Here is a 22,974-nt window from a genome sequence, read left to right on the forward strand (position 1 = left end):
CATCAATCAATCCGTTTTAAAGAAGAATAAAGCGATAAAGAGCTAACCATGACAGTAACTGAACTCAATGCCATCGCCAATCCCGCCAGCAAAGGACTTAATAAACCGGAAGCAGCAAGTGGCAACCCAATAACATTATACACAAAAGCCCCAATAAGATTATGCGCTATTTTGTTGTGTATAACCTGCCCTGCCCTAATCGTTTTATACACCAGATAGGGATTGCTCTGAATAAGCGATGCATCTGCAGTATTAATCGCAACATCACTGCCATCGCCCATAGCTAGGCCAACATCCGCCCCCGCCAACGCAGGGGCATCGTTAATACCATCCCCAACCATAACAACGACTTCATTCTGTTGATGTAATTTTTTCAAGTATGCCAGCTTATCTTCTGGAAGAAGATTTCCCTCTACCTTTTCAATAGACAATTTCTCGGCAACCTTTTGAGCTGCCAGTTGCTGATCCCCACTGAGCATAACAACAGAAATTCCCTTACCTTTCAGGGCTTGAACAGTTTTAAGCGATTCAGATTTTATTTTATCCTGTAATGCAAAACCGCCAATAACCGTCATAGCATCATCGACTTCTTTTCTCGCAACCCAAACCATTGATGCTCCACGTGCATTATTGTCTTCGATAAAGTCATAACAACGATCAAGCGCCACTCCTGCTTGTTGCATATAGCGCTCACTTCCCAGTAAATAGGTGGCACCAGAAAGCACCGCGGAAAGACCGAGTCCTGGAACGGCTGTTATTTCCTCAAATTCCTTCGGTTTAATTTCATCATCAATGTACTCAACAATTGCCTTCGATAGTGGATGCGCACTATCTTTCGTAAGCCCAAGAACTACAGATAAGGTTTCTGCATTATCTTTATTAGTGGGATAGGTAGTTGCAATAACTTCCGGACGTCCTTCGGTCAGAGTACCCGTTTTATCAAAAACCACTGTGGTTGCTTTTGATAATTTCTCAATCACATCGGCATTTTTAACCAAGATCCCCATTCGTGCGGCCTGACCACTCCCGACCATGATTGCCGTAGGTGTTGCAAGCCCCAACGCGCAAGGACAGGCTATAACAAGAACAGTAACTGCGTTGATAATCGCGATTTCTATACCAACACCACCAAAGGTCCACCACCCCAGAAAAGTCAGCAATGAGAGTAACAATACCCCGGGAACAAAGACGGCGCTTACCTTGTCGACCAGCTTCTGTATTCTGGGTTTGGTACTACGCGCTGTTTTAACCTGCTCAATAATCTGAGACAGACGAGAGCTTGTCCCAAGAGTTGTCGGAACTAGATGCAACACGCCTTCGCCATTCACCGTACCCCCGATAACCGAGTCTCCGATATTTTTGGCAACGGGCATTGCTTCACCCGTGATCATAGCCTCGTCAACCTGACTCGTTCCCTTGCGTATTTCGCCATCGACAGGAACAACATCACCCGGCCTGACAATAACAATATCATTGGCCAAAACCTTTACAGCGGGAACGGTCAGTTGTTTTTCATCACGAAGAACTGTTGCATTCAACGGTTGAAGTCGAATGAGAGCGTCCAAGGCTTTATTGGTTTTCCCTTTGGCTTTTTCTTCAAGAACCTTTCCCAGAAGAACAAGCGTAATGACGGCGGCCGATGCTTCGAAATAAAGCGCGTGTGCCAAATGTGATGACCAGGACATCCATTCAGAATAATCGCCCAGCATAATAAAAACAGATAATCCAAAAGCAGCAGATGTACCAATAGCGACAAGAGTATCCATATTACTCTGTCCATACCTTACGGCCTGCCAGATTCCTTTATAAAAACGCGCACCTGCAAAAATTTGTACTGGTAGAGCCAAGAGAAACTGTATCAAAGGCGGAATGGAAAAGTTAATGCCAAATGGCAAGAAAGCCATTTGCCCCACCAATGGAAATGTTAAAAGCAACGCCAAGAGGAATAAGCGCATATCTGAAGTTTCAGGATCAATCGCTTCGCCACCAACTTCATCATATGGGTTTACTTCTGGCACAAGAGAAGCTTGATAACCTTTATCTGCTAAGCTTTTTAACAATAAATTTTGATCAACATAGCCCGCCAAGGTCACGGTTGCTGTGTTACTCATCAAATCCGGGGACGCACTAATTACCCCCTCAACTGCGGTTAGCGCCTTTTCAACAGAACGAACGCACCCAGCACAGGACATTCCCTTAACAGTTAACTCAATGGATTTTGACATAAAAATACACGCTTCTGGTTTGCTAATAAGGCAAATATGAGGCTTACAGTTACAGGAAGGTCAAGCCATGAGTTATAAAAGAGTTATAAAAAAATCAAATCTTAAAATAAATCAGGCTTTTCCTTATTTCTTCGGCATAATCTTGCTGCTATAACTTTTGCAATCTAACTTTAGAAATCAGCGAAAGCCCGTGTACCGAAATGTTATTACTGATCGATAATTACGACAGCTTCACTTATAATCTCTACCATTTCCTTGGGGAGTTGGGCGCGACGATCTCTGTCGAACGCAACGATCAGATTTCTGTTGATCAGGTATTGGAGCTTAACCCGGAACGTATTGTTATCTCTCCCGGTCCCTGCGATCCTTCTTCTGCGGGTATATGCCTTGAGCTTATTGAAAGGGTAGCTGGCAAAATTCCTGTATTGGGTGTTTGTCTGGGACATCAATCAATTGGTCAGGCCTTCGGGGCAAATGTTGTTCGTGCCCCAAGCCCAATGCACGGTAAAACCAGCCCTATTAAGCACAACGGAAAAAGTGTTTTCAAAGGTTTACCAGATCCGCTAACGGTCACGCGCTACCACTCATTGACAATTGAACCAGCCAGCATGCCTGATTGCCTGGAAGTTACGGCTTGGACCGAAGATGGCGTCATTATGGGGCTTCAGCACAAAGAACTCCCGCTACATGGTGTTCAATTTCACCCCGAAAGCATTGCCTCTGAAAAAGGCCATGATCTCTTGAAAAATTTTCTGACGGTTTAACAAAGCCAAGCTTTGATTAAGTCTCATCGACTTGAGCCATTAGAATAAACAATAAGGAGGCTTGTTCCATGTCAGGGGAACTAAGCGACATAAAATCATTTATCGCCTACGTGGCTGACGGCAACAATCTAACTGCCCAGCAATCGGAATCTGCCTTTGATCTGCTAATGACAGGTGAAGCCACTTCCGCACAGGTTGCCGGGTTATTGATGAGCTTGCGAGTCAAAGGTGAGACTGTTGATGAAATAACGGGCGCGGCGCGCTCTATGCGCAGTAAGATGCTGACCATCAAAACACCAAAAGGTGCCATTGATGTCTGTGGTACAGGCGGTGATGCAAAAGGCACGCTTAACGTTTCAACAGCAACAGCTTTTGTTGTTGCGGGCGCGGGTGCCATAGTCGCAAAACATGGTAACAGAGCCGCTTCATCAAAAAGTGGCGCTTCCGATGTTTTGGGGGCGCTGGGTATTGGTCTTGAAGCAAGTGTTGATGCCGTTGAAAAAGCTTTGGCAGAAAATGGAACCTCTTTTCTCGCGGCCCCTTTATATCACTCTGCCATGCGCCACGTTGGCCCAACACGGGCAGAACTTGGCACCCGGACAATCTTCAACCTTCTGGGTCCCCTCTCCAACCCCGGAAAGGTAACTCGCCAAATCACAGGTGTTTTCGGACGAGAATGGGTAGAACCGATAGCACAGGTATTACAGGCCATAGGACACGAAAAGGCTTGGGTTGTGCATGGCGCTGAAGGGCTTGATGAACTATCAATTTCCGGCCTCAGTTATATTTCTGAGCTGGATCAAGGACAAATCAAAAACTTTGAGATAATCCCTGAAATGGCCGGGTTGGAAAGATCCCCCATAGAAGAGATTATTGGTGGCGATGCAGCCTTTAATGCCGCTGCAATGCGGGAAATGCTCAGCGGAACCAAGAATGCTTATCGTGATGCTGTAGTCTTGAACTCAGCCGGGGCATTAATCGTTGCAGGGATGACGAATGACCTCAAAGAAGGCGCTGCAATGGCAGCAAAGTCAATTGATAGCGGTGCCGCCCTCGCAAAGCTTGACGGTTTGGCTTCATATACAAACAAGGAAACAACTTAGTGAGTGATGTTCTAAAACGCATTTGTGATGATAAACTCGAATTTGTACGAGACAGAAAACAAAAAACCTCTCTTTCTGAGTTGGAAGCTAAAGCCGCATCCCAAGATACTCCGCGCGGATTTTACCAAGCTCTGAAAACCAAATACGAACAAGGCAAGTATGGCCTGATCAGTGAAATCAAAAAAGCATCGCCAAGCAAAGGCCTCATTCGAGCAGACTTCGACCCCGCATCATTGGCTAAAGCATACAAAGCTGGTGGTGCAACATGCCTTTCAGTCCTAACGGATGAACCTTACTTTCAAGGTGCCGATCAATATTTGCTCGACGCACGTGCCGCTGTCGACCTTCCGGCTCTGCGCAAGGATTTCATGCTTGAACCCTACCAGATTTTTGAATCCCGCGCACTTGGCGCAGATTGCATACTCCTGATTATGGCAGCATTAGAGGATCAACAGGCAAGCGAACTTGAAAACCTTGCTTTTGACCTTGGAATGGACGTGCTGGTAGAGGTTCATAATGCAGAAGAACTGACCAGAGCGTTAAATACACTAAAGTCACCTCTTCTTGGGGTGAATAACAGAAACCTGAAAACACTTGAGGTTGATATAGCAACCACAGAAGAACTGTCTAAAATGGTTCCGCAGGACAAACTTCTTGTTGCTGAAAGCGGTTTATATAACCCAACAGATTTAAAACGGATGCAAGCAATTGGCGCGACAACCTTTTTAATTGGGGAATCATTAATGCGTCAGGAAGATGTTACGGCAGCCACCATTAACCTTCTAAAGCAATAGGCTCCGCTAATTCCCCGGAAACTGTTATGCGATCAATAAATTAGCAAAACTATAAAATGACTGAAATCGCAGACTAAAGTTGGATAAAGAGATGTCATCAGGAAACGAACTCACTCACTTCGATCAAGAGGGTAAAGCTGTCATGGTTGATGTTTCGGATAAAACCGAGACCACTAGAACAGCAACAGCCAAAGGGCGGGTATTGGTTCAACCTGAAACAATGCAACTTATCCAACAAGGCGGCTTCAAAAAGGGTGACGTTCTCGCCATCGCACGTCTTGCCGGTATCATGGGGGCAAAAAAAACCCCTGACCTCATCCCCCTATGTCACCCTCTGATGCTAACCTCAGTGAAGGTAGATTTCACTCTGGACCCAGACAATAACGCGATTGAAGTTATTGGAACGTGTAAGTTAACGGGACAGACTGGCGTCGAGATGGAAGCACTGACCGCTGTATCAATTGCCTCTTTGACTATCTACGATATGTGCAAAGCAGTTGATAAGGGCATAAAAATTACAGACATCAGACTTATCAAAAAAACGGGTGGTAAATCAGGCACCTACGAGGCAAAATAATGATACTGGTTGAAGAAGCTTTAAAACGGGTACTCGCAGGATTTACAAAACTGTCCCCCGAAACTGTTTCCCTTCACGATGGCTTGGGACGGGTTCTCGCAAAAGATATCAAGGCCAGATTAACACAACCTCCGACAGATGTTTCTGCCATGGATGGTTTTGCCGTTAAATCCTCTGACATTCAATCTGTTCCTGTAACACTTAAAATCAGGGGCGAAGCCCCGGCTGGTGGAAGCTACGAGGCTCAACTCCAAGACGGCGAAGCAGTTCGTATCTTTACTGGTGGCCCCGTCCCACTTGGGGCTGATTGTATTGTTATTCAGGAAAACACCGATCATGACGATGAAGAGGTAACTGTTAAACAAAGCGAAGAACCTGGTCGCTTCATTCGCCCCGCTGGACTGGACTTTAGCGAGGGGCAAATCGGCCTTGAAAAAGGTACGCTACTTTCGGCACGAGACCTCGCACTTGCAGCAGCCATGAACCACCCCTGGCTAGAGGTATATCGGAAGCCTAAAGTTGCAATACTGGCAACTGGAAATGAAGTTGTCCTGCCCGGCGTAACACCCGGCCCCAATCAAATCATCAGCTCGAACACAACCGCTCTTATGTCATTTGTTAGAGAATGCGGCGGTGAACCTATATCGCTTGGTATTGCCCCTGATGACAAAGAAGCTCTTTCAGCGATGGCCAAGGGAGCAGAAGGCGCTGATCTTTTGTTAACAACAGGTGGGGCCTCTGTTGGCGATCACGATCTTGTTCGTTCCGTACTTGGTGAACAAGGTTTGGAAATTGATTTTTGGCGCATTGCCATGCGCCCGGGAAAGCCTCTTATCTTTGGTAAGCTCGGGAAAACACCGATGATCGGTCTTCCCGGAAACCCGGTTTCAACACTTGTATGCGCTTACATTTTTGCCCGCCCGGCCCTGTGGAAAATGACAGGTAGAGACCCTGATAACTTACAGGTAGAAAAAGCTATACTCACTCAAGATTTGGGTGAAAATGATAAGCGTCAGGATTATTTAAGAGCAAAGTTATCAACAAACTCATCAGGACAACTACAAGCCACGCCTTTTGAGCGGCAGGACAGCGCGATGTTAAACCTACTTCGCAAGGCTGACTGCCTTGTGATTCGCGCCCCCTTCGCTTCGCCTGTAGCCAAAGGTACAGAAGTAGAGATAATTCGGCTTTAACGGTAAGAAAAGACGCAAAACAGCTTGACCTGAAACGAGAACCAAAGTAGAACAAATGTTATGTTTTTGTTTTGTTCTACAGAAATCCAGTTCTGTATTTCGGGGGAATTTTAATGCTGACCAAGAAACAACGTGAGCTATTGCTTTACATTCGGGATCACTTATCTCGAACAGGTGTTTCGCCTTCATTCGATGAAATGAAGGACGCACTGGCATTAAAATCAAAATCAGGCATTCACCGCCTAATAACAGCCCTGGAAGAACGAGGCTTTATTCGACGGCTTGCGCACAGAGCGCGAGCAGTTGAAATTCTGAGACTACCAGAAGATTTAGGGCCTGTTCCGCAAGCTCAGGAATTTAATGCCCTAAAACAGCAAAACAATCGCCTGCTTAATGAAAACATCGAAGCGGCCAATCAATCATCCGAAGACACTGTACAGCTCCCTCTTTATGGGAAAATTGCAGCAGGTACACCGATTGAAGCACTAAATGATCCCGATAATTACGTTGACGTTCCTTTGAACCTTCTAAACGGTGGCGATCACTATGCCCTGACAGTTGAGGGGGATTCAATGATCGAAGCAGGCATTCTTGATGGTGATACTGTTTTGATCAAAAGATGCGATACCATAGAAAATGGTCAAATAGGTGTGGCTTTTGTTGATAATGCAGAAGCAACTCTTAAGCATGTCAGACGCCAAAGTGGCAAAATAGAACTAGAACCAGCTAATGCTGCCTATGAAACTAAAACCTATGAATCTGACAGAGTTCAAGTACAAGGCAAGCTTGTTGGCCTACTAAGAACATATCATTAACAGTATATTATTCGACGTTCTCAATACTTTAAATTAAAAACTATTCACTTCTACTCCAAGGGCGATCACCGGTAATTTTATTAACCTTTTGTATGTTCGGGGTGCCCTGCATAATTGATATGCTATGCACTCCACCCTTCCTCAAGCCCCATTTATCCAAAGAAAGGGAACTATGGTCTGCGCCATTTTCCCGACACCATCGTGGAATTTTCAGCCCAGGCACCACAAGTAGTTGCCCCTGATTACACTCCTCCAGAAAAGCTGTACCGTTCTTTACAAAAGAGATTTTCACACCTTTTAATCTTATGCGGCAAGCTTCTTCGTCACATTTCAAATAGGTACGAGGTAGCTCTTCCCAAGGCTTAACGCTTTTTAGGGCAAGGTCCTGTTTCCAGATCCGAGCGACAAACCTCGACCGTCTCGTGTTGTTGAGATAAAGCGTATCATTGATAGCAATACCTATTAATTGTCCTTTGGGGTCAACTAAGATATCAGGATCAGAAGAAAACATATTGATAAAAATAACAAAAAATACGACAGGAATGATCCCGAACCACCTAAGTCTAGTTTTAAAAAGACAAAGCCAAATGCCACCTAATGTTACAATAACCAATGCAAGGACTGGAAAAGCACTTAACCTCCATTCTCCATAAGGAATTTGAGAAATGGCACGGGAAATCCATAATAAAAATTCAAAAGCATGCCCTAGCAATTGAATTGCCCATCCTTCCAATCCCAAAGGAAACGACACATAACATATCAAAACCAATGGCATGAGGATGAAAGCCGTGAAGGGAACGGCCACCAAATTAGCAAGAATTCCGTATAAAGGCAGGCTATGAAAATGATAGAGAACAAAAGGTGCCGTCGCGATCGAGGCTACAAGGGAACAATAACAAGTAAGTTTTATCCCATTTAGCATTTTTCCCACAAAATGCTGTTCAACATTTTTATGAGAATACCTCTCGAAAAAAGCGACAAGCGCCAGAACCGCAGAAAACGACATCTGAAAACTGGCTGAGATCAAAACTTCAGGGTAAATCAGAAGCAAGAACAACGCCGCGACGGAAACCGTTCTGATGGAAAGGGCTTTACGATCGAACACCACAGCGCCCAAACTTACTGCTATCATAATAAAAGCACGTTGGGCTGACAGAGGATGATTAATGAGTAACAAATAAAAGAAACAGAAAACGATTGCAGCGACCGCCGCGATCTTTTTGATGGGATAATTTAATGCAAGACTTGGAAATAAAGCTAAGACAAAGCGAATGACAAAGAAAACAATCCCGGCCATCAACCCCATATGTAATCCGGAAATTGCCAATAAGTGAGCTAGCCCCGCATTACGAATTTCTTCTTTTGTTACCTTAGAGAGTCCTCTTTTTTGCCCCGTTAGAAAAGTTACAACAAGATCCCTTTGATCACCTTCTATATATTTCCCCACATCTCGGACAATTGAATTACGAGTTTCTGCTATCACCATACTCAGGTATTCAAGGAAATGCGGACTTTCCTTCATACTTCGCTCTTCGAGTATCTCTGCCTTGCCAAGAATATAACCAACCGCACCTATCTGTTGATAATAAGCATATCTTGCATAATTAAATCCACCGGGGATACTGGGTCGTGCCGGAGGCTGGATAACGGCCAAACCCCTCACACGCATTCCGATATGGATATCTTCCTGAAGAAGATTTGACTTTAATCGTATGGTATGAGGCGTACTGAGCCATTTGAAAGCTTTTCCCGATAGATTATCCAACAAGTACCTCTGCCCTGGGGAGCTTGGCTCTATCTGAACAACCCGCCCTTCGAAGTAACTGGGACCGAATTGCCGCTCAATTATCGGCGCAGCTATTCGATCAGTCCGATAGGTTGCAGCAACAAGCCCCAATAAAACGAGGGAGGCAGCAATTAAAATATATCTGGTCAGTAAATAAATTGCGCCTTTGGCATTATTCCTATCGGGAGTAGGAAAAATATAAAACAGGGCAGCTATCGCGCTCAACAAAATCAGAAAAATAATGAGAGATAACAGTAAACTTGGCTCAAAAGGCAGCGAGAAATAAAGACCAATTCCTGTCCCAATAAAAACAGGTAACCAATTGGCAAACGCCCCCTGCTCTTTGGCAAACAACTCTGACAGCACGAAAATTATCCCCCTCTCCCCAGTGTATTACAATAAAAGGGAAAAACATCATATTTCTTCAACTCAAACCAATTATGATATGTCTTTATTTTTGTGCATGAATAACTCATCAGCGGTATACTAAAGTTATACAAATTAAACCTGCCTATTTGCGAGATAGGCAACAATGTGTTAAACCTCGGCGAAACCCAGTCTTTGTTATCCAGGTCGAAAGTTTAACAGAACTTCGCAAACACCGGATAACCCTCACTAAGACTAGCACCCAAAACCTCTGGATTATCGGAAGATCTTCATGAGCCATTCCACGAAACAGGTCGTGACCCGTTTTGCACCTTCACCTACTGGATTTCTTCATATTGGAGGCGCACGCACAGCGCTCTTTAACTGGCTCTTCGCCAAACATCATGGCGGAAAATATTTGTTGCGTATCGAAGATACTGATCGCAAGCGTTCAACTCCGGAAGCAATCGAGGCCATAATAGACGGTCTGAACTGGCTGGGGCTTAACCATGACGATGAGATTACATACCAGTTTTCTCGCGCTGAACGACACCAGCAGGTCGCTCAACAGCTTTTGTCAGAAGGCAAAGCCTATCATTGTTATTGCAGCCCTGAAGAGCTGACTGAAATGCGTGAAACCGCACGTGCCGAAGGTCGTCCAATGAAGTATGATGGCCGCTGGCGTGATCGCCCTGCATCTGAAGCACCTGAAGGCGTTAAACCAGTCGTACGCCTGAAAATGCCACAAGAAGGCGAAACCCTTATCAAGGATCTAGTCCAAGGTGACGTTACAGTCGCCAACAGCCAACTTGATGATATGGTATTGCTAAGAGCAGATGGTACACCAACTTACATGCTATCTGTCGTCGTTGATGATTACGATATGGGGATCACGCACATTATACGTGGCGATGATCACCTGACAAACGCTTTCAGACAGGCACAGCTGTTTAAAGCAATGGGGTGGGAACTCCCATACTTTGCTCACATACCTCTTATCCACGGCGCAGATGGGGCTAAACTATCAAAGCGACATGGTGCTTTGGGTGTTGAGGCCTATCGCGATGAAATGGGGTATCTGCCAGAAGCCCTACGCAACTACTTATTACGTTTAGGTTGGGGGCACGGCGACGAAGAAGTCATTTCTACCGAACAAGCAATTAAATGGTTTGATATTGATGGCGTAGGTAAATCACCTTCTCGCTTTGACTTTGCAAAGCTTGAAAACCTGAATGGCATCTATATCCGTAATGCGGATGATAGCTATCTCGCTGATATTATCTCTCCTCTCATTTCCGCAAAAGAAGAGATTGTTATATCTGCAGACCAGAAAGCTGTTCTTGTCAAAGGAATGTCTGGCCTGAAAGAACGCGCAAAAACGATTATCGATCTCGCCGAAAGTGCTGGCTTTTACGTTAAAAGTCGTCCCTTGCAACTAAACGATAAAGCCAAGAAACTTTTATCAGTTGAAGGCAAAGAGAATTTAAGCAACCTGCTACCAATTCTTCAGAACCTTCCAACTTGGGAAGAAGAACCCTTGGAAGCTACGGTAAAAGGCTTTGCCGAAGAGGCTGAGTTAAAACTCGGAAAAATTGCCCAGCCTTTACGCGCTGCACTAAGTGGTTCCAATGTATCTCCGGGAATATTTGAAGTCATGGAGATATTGGGAAAAGACGAATCACTCAACCGAATTACAGATCAAATTTGAGGTTATAAATAATTAAAAATATTGCAGCGCACAATTTGATCTTAAGTAGCAAAAGTATTATGCTGCTGCGCAACAAACCAGAATAATAACAAAGAGCAGAGGTTCCAAATATGTCAGATACCGACAACAAAAATAGCGTTACCGTTACGGACAACCGCACCGGACACAGTTGGGATATGCCGATCCTTCAGGGAACTTGTGGACCAAATGTTATCGATGTTAGGAAACTTTACAGCGAATCTGGTTGTTTTACATATGATCCAGGGTTCACTTCAACGGGTAGTTGTGATTCCTCTATTACCTACATTGACGGTGACAAGGGGATATTGCGCCACAGAGGATATTCTATTGAAGATTTAGCCTCTGGAAGTGACTACATGGAAACATGTTATCTTCTGCTGAATGGTGAACTACCGACGAAAGCAGAATCTGACGAGTTCAAAAATCAAATCACCTACCACACAATGCTCCATGAACAGATGCTGAATTTCTACCGCGGTTTCCGCCGTGATTCGCATCCGATGTCAATTATGGTTGGTGTTGTAGGGGCTCTTTCTGCGTTTTATCATGATTCAACTGATATTCGCGACCCACAACAGCGTTTGATAGCATCACATCGTCTTATTGCGAAGATGCCAACAATTGCTGCTTATGCCTATAAATATTCTATCGGTCAGCCCTTCGTCTATCCAAAGAACGATCTTAGCTATGCCGAAAACTTCCTTCACATGACTTTTTCTGTTCCATGTGAGGAATACAAGGCAAGCCCCGCGCTTGTTCGTGCAATGGATCGCATTTTCATTCTACATGCAGATCACGAACAAAATGCATCAACCTCCACAGTACGTATCGCAGGCTCAAGTGGTGCAAATCCATTCGCTTGCATTGCGGCTGGCATTGCATCTCTTTGGGGACCTGCTCACGGCGGGGCAAACGAAGCTGTTCTCAACATGCTTCAACAAATTGGGCATAAAGACAATATTCCAAAATTCATCGAACGGGCAAAAGACAAAAATGATCCATTCCGTCTGATGGGCTTTGGTCACCGTGTTTATAAAAATTACGATCCACGTGCATCTGTGATGCGTGAATCCTGTCATGAAGTCCTTGAAGAGCTCGGTATCAACGATCCGCTTCTTGAACTTGCAATGGAACTTGAAAAAGTTGCGGTTTCTGATCCGTATTTCGCCGAGAAAAAACTATTCCCGAATGTTGATTTCTATTCAGGTATTATTCTCCGAGCGATGAACTTCCCAACATCTATGTTTACAGTTCTCTTTGCCTTGGCAAGAACCGTTGGGTGGGTCGCGCAGTGGAAAGAAATGATCGAAGATCCAAGCCATAAAATCAGCAGACCTCGTCAGCTTTATCTTGGTTCTGATGAACGTGATTTTATCCCTGTAGAAAAGCGTTAAGCTTCATAACGCGACATTACAACTGTCAAAGCATCTAGATAGTTACAATAAAAAAACCAGCTGTGTTTCACAGCTGGTTTTTTCATCTCTATTTTTAGGACCTTTTCTTTATTGATCTGTTGTCAGAAAAGAAAAATCTGAGGTCAATCTTCAACAACCCCAATCACATCACACAAAAAAATTACGACATAAAAAAAGCGGCCCCAAATCTGAGGCCGCTTTTCCTGAGAAAACAGAAATTATTAATGTGCCAAAATTTGGCTCAGGAATTTCTGTGTTCTCTCCGATTGAGGATTATTAAAGAACTCTTCTGGTTCATTTTGCTCAATAATCTCACCGCCATCCATAAAGATAACTCTATCCGCAACTTTACGTGCAAATCCCATTTCGTGGGTTACGCAAAGCATTGTCATGCCTGTTTCAGCAAGCTCAATCATTGTATCAAGAACCTCAGCAATCATCTCAGGATCAAGAGCCGATGTTGGCTCATCAAACAACATGATGCGTGGGTTCATACAAAGAGAACGTGCAATAGCAACACGTTGCTGCTGACCACCAGAAAGCTGTCCAGGGAATTTACTTGCCTGATCTGGAATTTTAACACGTTCCAGATAGTGCATTGCAATTTCTTCGGCTTCTTTCTTCGGCATCTTGCGGACCCAAATAGGCGCAAGAGTACAGTTTTCAAGAACACTTAGATGCGGAAAGAGGTTAAAGTGCTGGAAGCACATACCAACTTCACGACGGATCGCATCAATGTTTTTGAGATTTCCTGTCAGTTCAATATTATCAACGATAATATCGCCCTGCTGATGCTCTTCCAAGCGGTTGATGCATCGAATCAATGTGGATTTACCTGAACCGGAAGGACCACAGATAACGATCCGCTCCCCCCGTTGAACGTTCAGATTGATATCTTTCAACACATGAAACTGGCCATACCATTTGTGAACACCGTTCAGCTGGATAGCCACCTCATCTGTTTTTTTCGAGGTATTGGTACTTGCATTACTCATAATACCACGGGCTCCTTATCTTTTATGACCAGTGTGAAGTTTATTTTCAAGCCATAGGCTGTAACGCGACATTGCAAAACAGGATATGAAGAACAACAGCGCAATAAAGGCATACGTTTCCGGTGCCAAACCACGCCACTTAACATCTGCAACAGCCACCAGACCAATACCGATCAAATCAAACAAACCGATAATTGAAACAAGTGTTGTATCTTTGTACAGACCTATAAATGTGTTCACAATTCCTGGAATAACAATGCGAAGTGCCTGTGGAAGAATGATTAAACGCATGGATTGCCAATAGCTTAGCCCCATAGCATCTGCACCTTCATACTGACCTTTCGGAATAGCCTGAAGACCGCCACGAATGACCTCTGCCATATAAGCGGAAGAGAACAAGGCAACACCGATCAAAGCACGAAGTAACTTGTCAAAGTTCACGCCCTCAGGCAGGAACAATGGCAACATATTCGACGCCATGAAAAGAATGGTGATCAAAGGTACACCGCGAATAAACTCGATAAAGCAAACACACAGTGTCCTAACAATCGGCATATTGGATCGACGCCCAAGCGCCAACACAATACCAATTGGCAAAGAGGCAACAATACCAGTAACCCCCAAGACAAGGGTTAGTAACAACCCACCCCATTCATCAGTATCAACAGTTTCCAGTCCCCAACCACCACTCAGGAGGTAAAAAGCAATAAAAGGAAATATTGCTGAGAACAGAAGAAACTTCCCACGATGCGGTATGTTATCAAATAATACCGGAACAATGGCAACAACCATCAAGATAAAGGTAAGGTTTGGCCGCCAATATTGATCAGTTGGATAAAGCCCATACATAAATTGATGGAAACGATCTCCAATCACAAGCCAGCACGCGCCACCTAAATCACAATCTGCTTTCGTTTCCCCCGTAAAGGTTGCCCCCGTTAAGGTCCAGAAAATTATTGCAGATAAAACATGGTAAAGAAAAAAGACAGCAACCAGTGTTAGAATTGTATTACCAACACTTGAAAATAATCTCTTCTTAAACCATGCAATTAATCCGGCTTCGCCCAAAGGCGGAGGAAGATCAGGATGCTCACCAGGAGCATATTGTTGTTCAGTTACACTCATCTGCCCCTCCTACCTTTCTACCAAACTAACGCGGTTATTATACCAGTTCATAAATGCTGAAATTAGCAAGCTAATTGTCAGATATACGAGCATGGTAATAAAGATCACTTCAATCGCCTGCCCTGTCTGGTTCAATGTCACACCGCCAAAAGACTGCACAATATCCGGGTACCCAATGGCAACCGCAAGTGATGAGTTTTTGGTCAAGTTAAGATATTGACTGGTCATCGGAGGAATAATCACCCGAAGAGCCTGGGGCAGAATAATCAGGCGCATTGTCCAACTTGGACGTAAGCCCAATGCCTCAGATGCCTCTGTTTGTCCGTGAGAAACAGATTGAATTCCCGCACGAACGGTTTCAGAGATAAAGGCTGCTGTATAAAGACTTAGCGCGAACCAAAGAGCAGTGAATTCAGGCTTGATAACCACACCACCTTTGAAGTTAAAGCCTTTTAATTCAGCATATGCAAAATCAAGAGGAAACCCCGTCACAGCAAAAGCAAGAAGTGGCAAGCCGATAATCATCGCTGTATTTGTCATAAATACAGGATATATCTTACCAGTAGCGGCCTGAGTTTTCTTTGCCCAACGCGCAAAAAAGATGCTCGCAACAATCGCAACAACCAATGCGATGGGCACAAGCATAAACCCATCACCAGGTAGCGGTTCTGGTAAAACAAGACCACGTTTGTTCAAGATTATAATATCATTAAACATTGTAATACTTTGCTTTACGGAAGGCAAAGCGAGGAAAATCGCATACCAGAGAAGAATTTGCAGCAACAGAGGAACGTTACGAGTAAATTCGACATAACAATAAACAATTCTACTCACCAACCAGTTTGGTGATAGACGCAAAACACCCAGGAAAACACCTAAAAATGTTGCTGCAATAATTCCTAAGAAGGAAACCAGAAGTGTATTGAACAACCCAACAAGGAATACCCGTCCATGTGTATGAGTTGCTGTATATTCCATAAAGGGAGAAATGGCGATATCGTATCCAGCGGCAGCATCAAGAAAAGCAAAACCGGTTTGAATACCGCGTTTTTCAATATTATGCGCTGTGTTATAAACGATGAATACGAGGAATGCGCCTAGCAGGCCTATTACAAGAGCCTGAAAGAAAAGCGATCTAAACCGCTGATCCGAAAAGAGCGATGCTCCACCCGACCCACGGGCATTTTGTGCAGTTTCAGCCGACATACTGCCTCCTAAATGCTTATTTTTATTAAAATTAAAGCCTGTTTAGCTAAGGTAGGGCCACCAATTCTGGCAGCCCCACGCAAAGTTAAATCAGGCTTTAATGTCTCGACTTAGCGCATTGGAGGAGCGTAAAGAAGACCACCATCTTTCCATTGAGCGTTGATACCGCGCTCGATGTTCAGAGTATCAGTAAGGTTTCTTTTGAAAGACTCACCATAGTTACCAACGTTTTTAACTACGTTGTATGCCCATTTAGCGTCCAGACCAAGCTGCTCGCCCATGTTGCCTTCAGCACCAATAAGACGAAGAACAGATGGGTTTGTAGAAGAAGCCATCTCGTCAATGTTCTCAGAGGTCACACCAAGTTCTTCAGCAATGATCATCGCGTTAAGAGTCCAGCGGGCAATATCACCCCACTGTTGGTCGCCGTGACGTACGAGAGGACCTAATGGCTCTTTGGAAATGATTTCTGGAAGAACAATCTGCTCATCAGGAGCGGAAAGTGTGGAGCGAAGAGAATACAGACCGGAAGCATCTGTTGTGTAAACGTCACAACGACCTTCGTCATATACTTTCCCGCCTTCTTCGGCAGTTGCAACTGGAACTGTTTCGTATTTCATGCCTTGAGCACGGAAATAGTCAGCCAGGTTAAGCTCAGTTGTTGTACCAGTCTGAACACAAACAGAAGCACCGTCTAGCTCAGTCGCGCTGGAAACACCGAGTGATTTGTTTACGAGGAAACCTTGACCATCGTAGTAGTTAACGCCTACAAACTCAAAACCAAGGTTAACATCACGGGAAAGTGTCCACGTGGTGTTACGCGCAAGCAGATCAATCTCACCAGACTGAAGAACGGTGAAACGCTCTTTAGAAGTCGTGGGAGTGATTTTCACTTTCATTGGGTCGCCCAATACAGCTGCTGCAACTGCGCGACATACATCAACGTCAAGACCTTCCCAAACGTTTTCTGCGTTAGGAGCAGCAAAACCAGGTAGAGGTGTTGCGACACCACAATTAAGCTCGCCGCGAGCTTTAATATCGTCAAGAGTACCAGCCTGAGCTGCTGTTGTCATTGCTGTGGCCGCTGCGGCCGCAAACAGGACTTTTCCGAATTTCATTTTTTGTGTCTTCCCTGCTGTTTAACACGTTTATTGTTTGTTTAAGACGCCGCAAACAGGACATCCCGATTAATTTTTCATCGGCATACAAATTGTTCATCAACGCAATAAACATGTATAACCAGTAACCTATCTAAGCCTCTCAGAAAACAGCATTTTTTACTTTGTTAGGGGACAATTTTCCTTGCTATTGAAAAAAATCTTATAAATCAACAAATTAGACACACATTACTTTTTCAAACTTTCTTCGTTTTCTGCAAAAAATTTGTACATACAGATTTCAAACATGGTTAATTTGTCTTTTTTTTTGATTTTTTATCCTTAAAACGGCGTATAACCTCTTAAAAAAGAATCCTTCTGAATTGTTACACATCAAAACCTCACCTTTCCGGCCTTCACAGAATTACTTGCAATCGTCTGCTTCTATCGTGATGCTGCCATTCACAAAATAACGTCCACTATAAACATCATAATACGGTAATAGAGAAATCCTAATGTCGAACAATAAATATGCCGCAGAAACTAAAGTTACCCAACTTGGTCGGGATCCAATGGCAAACTTTGGGGTCGTTAACCCACCTGTGTATCATGCCTCTACCATTCTCTTTAAAGACACAGCAGAAATGGAACAAAGGGCTGCGACAAAGTTCGACAAAGGAACAATGAATTATGGGCGTCAGGGCACACCGACAGTCTTTGCCTTGGAAAATGCGATTGCTGAATTAGAAGGTGGGTATGGTGCTTTTTCTGTATCCTCCGGCCTTGCTGCCATTACGACAGCAATTCTGAGTGTTGTAGAATCCGGCGACCACATTCTCGTAACAGATTCAGTTTACGCCCCCACTCGTTTTTTCTGCAAAGACGTTCTTAAACGCATGGGCGTAGAAACAACTTATTACGACCCGCTCATCGGTAAAGATATTGAACAGCTAATTCGCCCGAACACACGCCTTGTTTTCACAGAATCACCCGGTTCGCACACATTTGAGATGCAGGATATCCCAGCGATCACCAAAGCTGCGCACAATAAAGGCGTCTTGGTGATCATGGATAATACGTGGGCGACCCCCCTGCTTTGCAAATCCTTTGAACTTGGTGTGGATATTTCTGTGCACGCTGGTACGAAGTATATCGTCGGGCACTCAGACGCCATGTTAGGGCTGATTATTACAACAGAAGAGCTCTATCAAAAAATCAAAGAAACCACTTTTCACTTAGGACAATGCTCTGGCCCCGATGATGTTTACCTCGCCCAACGCGGCTTAAGAACAATGGCGGTCCGCTTGAAACAGCACCATGAAAGCGGATTAACTGTGGCTAACTGGCTCTCAAAGCGCCCAGAAGTCTCTTCTGTTCTTCACCCTGCCCTTGAAAGCGATCCTGGTCACAAGATATGGAAGCGCGATATGACAGGGGCAAGCGGCCTGTTCGGCTTTATCCTCAACCCAACGTCAAAGGCAGCCGTCAACGCGATGGTTGACAGCTTGAACCTTTATGGAATTGGTTATAGTTGGGGTGGGTATGAAAGCCTTATTCTCCCAAGTGATCCAAGCTCCATCCGCACAGCAACAAAGTGGTCTGCTGCCGGACCGTTAATAAGACTGCATATCGGCTTAGAAAGCCCTGATGATCTCATCATGGATCTAGAGGCTGGCTTTGAAAAATTATCATCCTAGGAATCCCATTCATGAGTAATACTAAGTTTGATACCCTTCTATCCAGCCTCAAATTCAATGACCAAGGCCTTATACCTGCTATCGCCCAAGATAGTGTTAAGGAAGATGTCCTCATGATGGCTTGGATGAATAAAGCATCTATCGAAGAAACTTTCGCCAGTGGTCGTGTCTGTTACTGGTCAAGATCACGTCAGGCGCTATGGAAAAAGGGCGAAACATCTGGCCAGCACCAAGAACTCGTTGATTTCCTTATCGACTGTGATCGAGACACCGTATTGGTAAAAGTTAAACAACACGGCGTCGCGTGCCATACAGGTCGCCGGAGTTGTTTTTATTTTTCAGTTTCTGAAAACGGCGACTGCAAAGAAACCTCGGACATTGAGATAGATCCTAAAGATCTTTACAAGGGTAAGCCTTCATAAAAAATCATCATTAATACGAATAAATAAAAGCTGCTCTGGTCAATTATGAGCAGCTTTTATTTTTTATATCTCAGAAAATACGAGACCGCTAAAAAATCAAAAAAACCAGCGAACTACCTGAAATATTAGCAGAGCATTAACCCATTCACTCTATCTTTGGCATAATATATTAATTAAAGATGTTAGGTGTGTGAAAATGAATTCGGGTTCTGTTATCAGCGAAGAAGAAGCAGATAAACTCGCTGAAGGCGAAATGTTGGATGAAGCAAGAGATGTGGCATCCAGTCTGGAAGTCAACCTTCAGCAAGTTCGAACAGGCGGACTGGATGGGAAAACTGCTGCTGAACGTTTAGCGCAAGATTCGTCTAACCTAAGATTTAAGGCAAAATCAGTAAATATACCGGGCTTAGCAGCCATAACCCATAGGCTGGATGAATATCTTTCCGGCCTAACAGATCTTGAACCCAAACACATTCAAGACCTTCAAACCTATAGTGACAAGATTTCCGCGTTGCTTGACGGCGAAGCTTTACCAGCAGAAAACATTGCCGAAGTTGTGCGCTCTATGCCGCACCAGATTACTTTTAATGTCGAAGACATCGAAATTACAAACACAGAAGTTTTGCTTGTGATCCCGCAAAAAACTGCTGGCAAGGTTGTGGCTCGTGAACTCGCAGCATGCGGATATCGTGTTACGTCACTAACGGAACCTCTGGAAGCAATCACAATGATTCTGGAAACAAAGCCGGATCTCGTCATAACCTCTATGGTTATGCCACGACTTGGTGGGGCTGATCTCGCTTGCGCCTTGAAGGCAATGCCATCGACCAAAAAATCGCACGTCGCTGTGTTGACAAGCTTGCCATCTGATCATCCAGACATGCAGGAATTACCAATGAATGTCGGTGTAATTCGTCGGGGAACAACCTTTGGTGACGACCTTGCTGACGTCCTGCAAAAATTTAATATTACATAAAAAAAGTAAAATCAGACATTGCTCATTTAGAACCGCACGTTATGTATAAGGGGAACTTACCCCGCACAATGTGCGGTTTTTTTATGGATAAACACTTTTACGGAGAAACACCATGTCTGATCAAGTTCGTGCATCACACATCCTGCTTATGTACGAAGGCTCTATGCGTTCTACAGCAACACGTTCACAAGAAGAAGCTCAAACTCTTATCCAGGATCTGAAAACCCAGGTCGAAGCCGGCACTGCGTTTGCTGATTTGGCAAAAGAACATTCTGACTGCCCATCAGGTAATGAAGGTGGTGATCTCGGCCACTTTGGCAAAGGAATGATGGTTCCGGAATTTGAAGAATCCGCGTTCTCAATGGAAGTCGGTGAAACCAGTGGTGTCGTTGAAACATCTTTTGGGTACCACCTTATTCAACGCACCGAATAAGACAAAGTTAACGAGATTCTGCTCAAATTTATGCTGATCAAATTTGTATAAATAACAAAGGGACAGACTTTGGATACGGATAAGACAGACCGCCGTCGTCATAAGAGATATCAAAAATCAATCCTGGCATTGGTAAAAATCAATGAGCATTGGGAAAAAACTGAATGTTTTGATATATCTGGTGGTGGAGTATGTTTAGATTCTCCAGCCCGTCCCGAACTCGGCAAAACCCTCGAGCTACATATTGAAGGATTTGGACGCTTTGAAGGGAAAACCATCCGACATCTTGCAGATGGTTTCGTCATTCAATTCAGCTCCTCAGAACATATCCTGAACCAGCTCGCGACAGATCTCGACAACTCATAAAAAAAGCGGGGAAAATAACATTCCCCGCTTTTTTGTTTCATCAACTATGATACGTAATTATTTAATCAAATAACGCATCGATGTCATCTTGTGTAATGCCTTCGTTTTCGGCTGCAGGACCGTTCATAAGCTGATCATCACCTTCTCGACCATCTTCGACACCAACCGGCAGATCCATAAACGCTTCGGCACCCCAAATGTTAATCATCGATACAATACGATCTTCAATAAAACGAAGCGTATTAATAATTTTCGTCATTCGTTGACCTGTAACATCTTGAAAGTTTGAAGCCTCAAGAATTGTAATCACATGATTAGCAATTTTGTCACAAGCCGTTTGCACATCCGAATCATCGCTCATTAATGCAGAAAGTTCATTTACGGTTGCTTCGATCTGCTCATTCGCATCCAAAATGCTATTTGTGGCTGTTTCCGTGGCCATAACAATCGCATCAAGCTCATTGGTTGACTGGGCAAAGGGATCATCAACATCATCAGGGTGTTTGATTTGGGCGATCTCTTTCTTCGTCTTCCCAATCATCCGAACCATTTGTGCAATTTCGACACGAACGTCTTCCGCGTCGTTAAAGCTTTTCTCGGCATCGGTTTGCTGAGCAGATGTATGCCGAACAGCTGCATTTGATTGTTTCAAGGCAACGATTTCGGACCTCAGCTCATTAATAGATTCAAACAACTGCATGTTTGAAACATTGGCATTCGGTGACAATCCCCTACGAAGTCGAACTCCTCGTTCAGCAGCGTATTCTTTTCTTGGATCGTTATTACTCATCTCTTACTCCCAAAAATCCCCCGTATTTGATGATGACGATACCCCAACAAAATTAATGAAAATTGAATATGTTGTTATTTTAGCGATTAAATTTCAGTTTTTTTTGACCAGTTGAACAAATTTTTGATCTTTGACAATAAGGATTAGTTGAACATATTAGCTTTTTGCCTCACCATACATACCCGAGTCCGAGTAGATATCGGATTAAGGCAAAAAAGATTTTTATAACTGATAAACAGGGATTGGGCTCTCAAATGAAGAAGCTATTCCAGACGGCTGCTGCGTCAATTATTGCATTAACGGCTGCAGCCTCACACGCAGAAGACATAAAACCAGCCGTTGTTTTTGACATGGGTGGTAAATTCGATAAATCCTTCAACGAAGGCGTTTATAACGGCGTAGAAAAGTTTTCAAAAGAAACTGGCATTAAGTATCGTGAATTTGAAGTTACGAATCCTTCACAACGTGAACAGGCTATTCGTAAAATGGCACAACGTGGCGCGGACCCAATCGTTGGTGTTGGCTTTGCTCAAGGCCCCGCTATTGAAAAAGTTGCCAAAGAATATCCAGATATTCGTTTCACAATAATCGATTCAGTTGTTGACCTGCCAAATGTACAGTCCGTTGTCTTTAAAGAACATGAAGGATCTTTCCTTGTTGGTGTTCTTGCTGCGATGGCATCCGAAAACCAAAAAGTTGGCTTTATTGGCGGCATGGATATTCCGCTTATTCGTAAATTTGCCTGTGGCTATGCTCAAGGTGCTAAATACGCGGTTAATTCTGCCGAGGTTTATAGCAACATGACGGGTACAACACCATCAGCTTGGAACGACCCAAGTAAAGGTAGCGAGCTTGCAAAAAGCCAGTTTGATAAAGGTGCTGATGTGATCTTTGCCGCTGCTGGCGGAACAGGTATCGGTGTTTACCAAGCAGCTAAAGATGCAGGTAAATACGCAATTGGTGTGGATTCAAACCAAAACCATATACAGCCAGGAACAATGCTAACTTCCATGACCAAAGGTGTAGATGTTGCTGCCTATAACGCATTCAAGGATGCAATGGAAGGCACCTGGAAACCAGGTCTTCATGCGCTAGGCCTT

20 protein-coding genes and 1 pseudogene are annotated in these 22,974 nt (G+C 44.1%); 14 read left to right on the forward strand and 7 right to left on the reverse strand.

Going from position 1 to position 22,974, the window contains the following annotated elements:
* Window positions 1–2 precede the first annotated feature (2 nt).
* Complete coding sequence (locus Q0241_RS01565) at window positions 3–2,225, reverse strand: cation-translocating P-type ATPase (RefSeq protein ID WP_299372000.1); 2,223 nt, start codon at window positions 2,223–2,225, stop codon at window positions 3–5.
* A 200-nt stretch (window positions 2,226–2,425) separates the two neighbouring features.
* Here Q0241_RS01565 and Q0241_RS01570 point away from each other — a divergent pair, with 200 nt between their 5' ends.
* The 6 genes from Q0241_RS01570 to lexA all read left to right on the forward strand — a co-directional run bounded on the left by Q0241_RS01570 (window position 2,426) and on the right by lexA (window position 7,471).
* Window positions 2,426–2,989, forward strand: coding sequence for an aminodeoxychorismate/anthranilate synthase component II (locus Q0241_RS01570; protein ID WP_299372003.1), 564 nt, complete (start codon window positions 2,426–2,428; stop codon window positions 2,987–2,989).
* Window positions 2,990–3,057: 68 nt separating this feature from the next.
* On the forward strand, window positions 3,058–4,092 hold the full coding sequence (gene trpD / locus Q0241_RS01575; RefSeq protein ID WP_299372006.1) for an anthranilate phosphoribosyltransferase: 1,035 nt from the start codon (window positions 3,058–3,060) through the stop codon (window positions 4,090–4,092).
* Window positions 4,092–4,886 (forward strand): indole-3-glycerol phosphate synthase TrpC, encoded by a 795-nt coding sequence (gene trpC / locus Q0241_RS01580; protein WP_299372009.1) that lies wholly within the window; start codon window positions 4,092–4,094, stop codon window positions 4,884–4,886. Before trpD ends, trpC begins: the two co-directional genes overlap by 1 nt.
* A 91-nt stretch (window positions 4,887–4,977) precedes the next feature.
* Window positions 4,978–5,463 (forward strand): cyclic pyranopterin monophosphate synthase MoaC, encoded by a 486-nt coding sequence (gene moaC / locus Q0241_RS01585; protein WP_299372012.1) that lies wholly within the window; start codon window positions 4,978–4,980, stop codon window positions 5,461–5,463.
* Window positions 5,463–6,656 (forward strand): gephyrin-like molybdotransferase Glp, encoded by a 1,194-nt coding sequence (glp, locus tag Q0241_RS01590; protein ID WP_299372015.1) that lies wholly within the window; start codon window positions 5,463–5,465, stop codon window positions 6,654–6,656. The genes moaC and glp overlap by 1 nt, the downstream gene beginning before the upstream one ends.
* 113 nt (window positions 6,657–6,769) lie before the next feature.
* Window positions 6,770–7,471, forward strand: coding sequence for a transcriptional repressor LexA (lexA, locus tag Q0241_RS01595; RefSeq protein WP_299372018.1), 702 nt, complete (start codon window positions 6,770–6,772; stop codon window positions 7,469–7,471).
* A gap of 40 nt (window positions 7,472–7,511) precedes the next feature.
* Here lexA and Q0241_RS01600 read toward each other — a convergent pair whose 3' ends face one another.
* Window positions 7,512–9,623, reverse strand: coding sequence for a ComEC/Rec2 family competence protein (locus Q0241_RS01600; RefSeq protein ID WP_299372021.1), 2,112 nt, complete (start codon window positions 9,621–9,623; stop codon window positions 7,512–7,514).
* A 292-nt stretch (window positions 9,624–9,915) separates the two neighbouring features.
* Between Q0241_RS01600 and gltX the strand changes: the two genes are divergently transcribed.
* Window positions 9,916–11,331 (forward strand): glutamate--tRNA ligase, encoded by a 1,416-nt coding sequence (gene gltX / locus Q0241_RS01605; RefSeq protein WP_299372024.1) that lies wholly within the window; start codon window positions 9,916–9,918, stop codon window positions 11,329–11,331.
* A gap of 110 nt (window positions 11,332–11,441) precedes the next feature.
* Window positions 11,442–12,746, forward strand: coding sequence for a citrate synthase (locus tag Q0241_RS01610; RefSeq protein WP_299372027.1), 1,305 nt, complete (start codon window positions 11,442–11,444; stop codon window positions 12,744–12,746).
* Window positions 12,747–12,988: 242 nt separating this feature from the next.
* On the opposite strand, the gene Q0241_RS01615 is transcribed toward Q0241_RS01610, so the two are convergent.
* From Q0241_RS01615 to Q0241_RS01630, 4 genes are all read right to left on the reverse strand, one after another.
* Window positions 12,989–13,762 carry an amino acid ABC transporter ATP-binding protein gene (locus Q0241_RS01615; protein WP_299372030.1) on the reverse strand — a complete coding sequence of 258 codons (774 nt, stop codon included), beginning with the start codon at window positions 13,760–13,762 and terminating at the stop codon, window positions 12,989–12,991.
* Window positions 13,763–13,777: 15 nt separating this feature from the next.
* On the reverse strand, window positions 13,778–14,887 hold the full coding sequence (locus tag Q0241_RS01620) for an amino acid ABC transporter permease (protein WP_047763454.1): 1,110 nt from the start codon (window positions 14,885–14,887) through the stop codon (window positions 13,778–13,780).
* A gap of 9 nt (window positions 14,888–14,896) precedes the next feature.
* Window positions 14,897–16,093 carry an amino acid ABC transporter permease gene (locus Q0241_RS01625; protein ID WP_299372038.1) on the reverse strand — a complete coding sequence of 399 codons (1,197 nt, stop codon included), beginning with the start codon at window positions 16,091–16,093 and terminating at the stop codon, window positions 14,897–14,899.
* Window positions 16,094–16,203: 110 nt separating this feature from the next.
* Window positions 16,204–17,211, reverse strand: a complete 1,008-nt coding sequence (locus tag Q0241_RS01630; RefSeq protein ID WP_299372041.1) for an amino acid ABC transporter substrate-binding protein — start codon at window positions 17,209–17,211, stop codon at window positions 16,204–16,206.
* Window positions 17,212–17,705: 494 nt separating this feature from the next.
* On the opposite strand from Q0241_RS01630, the gene metC reads away from it, so the two are divergent.
* From metC to Q0241_RS01655, 5 genes and pseudogenes are all read left to right on the forward strand, one after another.
* Window positions 17,706–18,887, forward strand: a complete 1,182-nt coding sequence (gene metC / locus Q0241_RS01635) for a cystathionine beta-lyase (protein WP_299372044.1) — start codon at window positions 17,706–17,708, stop codon at window positions 18,885–18,887.
* 11 nt (window positions 18,888–18,898) lie between these two features.
* The gene (gene hisI, locus Q0241_RS01640; RefSeq protein ID WP_299372046.1) at window positions 18,899–19,309 is read left to right on the forward strand and encodes a phosphoribosyl-AMP cyclohydrolase; all 411 of its coding nucleotides are present in this window, start codon (window positions 18,899–18,901) and stop codon (window positions 19,307–19,309) included.
* Window positions 19,310–19,505: 196 nt separating this feature from the next.
* Window positions 19,506–20,285 carry a hypothetical protein gene (locus tag Q0241_RS01645; protein ID WP_299372048.1) on the forward strand — a complete coding sequence of 260 codons (780 nt, stop codon included), beginning with the start codon at window positions 19,506–19,508 and terminating at the stop codon, window positions 20,283–20,285.
* A gap of 97 nt (window positions 20,286–20,382) precedes the next feature.
* Window positions 20,383–20,718: pseudogene (locus Q0241_RS01650) on the forward strand (peptidylprolyl isomerase); the annotation flags it as partial.
* Between the two features lie 69 nt (window positions 20,719–20,787).
* Window positions 20,788–21,084 (forward strand): PilZ domain-containing protein, encoded by a 297-nt coding sequence (locus Q0241_RS01655; RefSeq protein ID WP_299372051.1) that lies wholly within the window; start codon window positions 20,788–20,790, stop codon window positions 21,082–21,084.
* Between the two features lie 61 nt (window positions 21,085–21,145).
* Here the strand turns inward: Q0241_RS01655 and Q0241_RS01660 are convergent, their stop codons facing one another.
* Window positions 21,146–21,874, reverse strand: a complete 729-nt coding sequence (locus Q0241_RS01660; RefSeq protein WP_299372054.1) for a protein phosphatase CheZ — start codon at window positions 21,872–21,874, stop codon at window positions 21,146–21,148.
* A gap of 254 nt (window positions 21,875–22,128) precedes the next feature.
* On the opposite strand from Q0241_RS01660, the gene Q0241_RS01665 reads away from it, so the two are divergent.
* The coding region (locus tag Q0241_RS01665; RefSeq protein WP_299372057.1) for a BMP family ABC transporter substrate-binding protein at window positions 22,129–22,974 on the forward strand (846 nt) is incomplete at its 3' end.

It is taken from the genome of uncultured Kiloniella sp. (genome assembly GCF_937128705.1).
Lineage (GTDB): Bacteria > Pseudomonadota > Alphaproteobacteria > Kiloniellales > Kiloniellaceae > Kiloniella.

Bases quoted from the DNA above. Each gene is read 5' to 3' on its own strand.
- glp (WP_299372015.1), top strand. From the start codon at position 5,463: ATGATACTGGTTGAAGAAGCTTTAAAACGGGTACTCGCAGGATTTACA.
- Q0241_RS01625 (WP_299372038.1), bottom strand. From the start codon at position 16,093: ATGTCGGCTGAAACTGCACAAAATGCCCGTGGGTCGGGTGGAGCATCG.
- moaC (WP_299372012.1), top strand. From the start codon at position 4,978: ATGTCATCAGGAAACGAACTCACTCACTTCGATCAAGAGGGTAAAGCT.
- Q0241_RS01630 (WP_299372041.1), bottom strand. From the start codon at position 17,211: ATGAAATTCGGAAAAGTCCTGTTTGCGGCCGCAGCGGCCACAGCAATG.
- Q0241_RS01570 (WP_299372003.1), top strand. From the start codon at position 2,426: ATGTTATTACTGATCGATAATTACGACAGCTTCACTTATAATCTCTAC.
- Q0241_RS01620 (WP_047763454.1), bottom strand. From the start codon at position 14,887: ATGAGTGTAACTGAACAACAATATGCTCCTGGTGAGCATCCTGATCTT.
- hisI (WP_299372046.1), top strand. From the start codon at position 18,899: ATGAGTAATACTAAGTTTGATACCCTTCTATCCAGCCTCAAATTCAAT.
- Q0241_RS01660 (WP_299372054.1), bottom strand. From the start codon at position 21,874: ATGAGTAATAACGATCCAAGAAAAGAATACGCTGCTGAACGAGGAGTT.
- metC (WP_299372044.1), top strand. From the start codon at position 17,706: ATGTCGAACAATAAATATGCCGCAGAAACTAAAGTTACCCAACTTGGT.
- Q0241_RS01565 (WP_299372000.1), bottom strand. From the start codon at position 2,225: ATGTCAAAATCCATTGAGTTAACTGTTAAGGGAATGTCCTGTGCTGGG.
- gltX (WP_299372024.1), top strand. From the start codon at position 9,916: ATGAGCCATTCCACGAAACAGGTCGTGACCCGTTTTGCACCTTCACCT.
- Q0241_RS01645 (WP_299372048.1), top strand. From the start codon at position 19,506: ATGAATTCGGGTTCTGTTATCAGCGAAGAAGAAGCAGATAAACTCGCT.
- Q0241_RS01610 (WP_299372027.1), top strand. From the start codon at position 11,442: ATGTCAGATACCGACAACAAAAATAGCGTTACCGTTACGGACAACCGC.
- Q0241_RS01615 (WP_299372030.1), bottom strand. From the start codon at position 13,762: ATGAGTAATGCAAGTACCAATACCTCGAAAAAAACAGATGAGGTGGCT.
- lexA (WP_299372018.1), top strand. From the start codon at position 6,770: ATGCTGACCAAGAAACAACGTGAGCTATTGCTTTACATTCGGGATCAC.
- trpD (WP_299372006.1), top strand. From the start codon at position 3,058: ATGTCAGGGGAACTAAGCGACATAAAATCATTTATCGCCTACGTGGCT.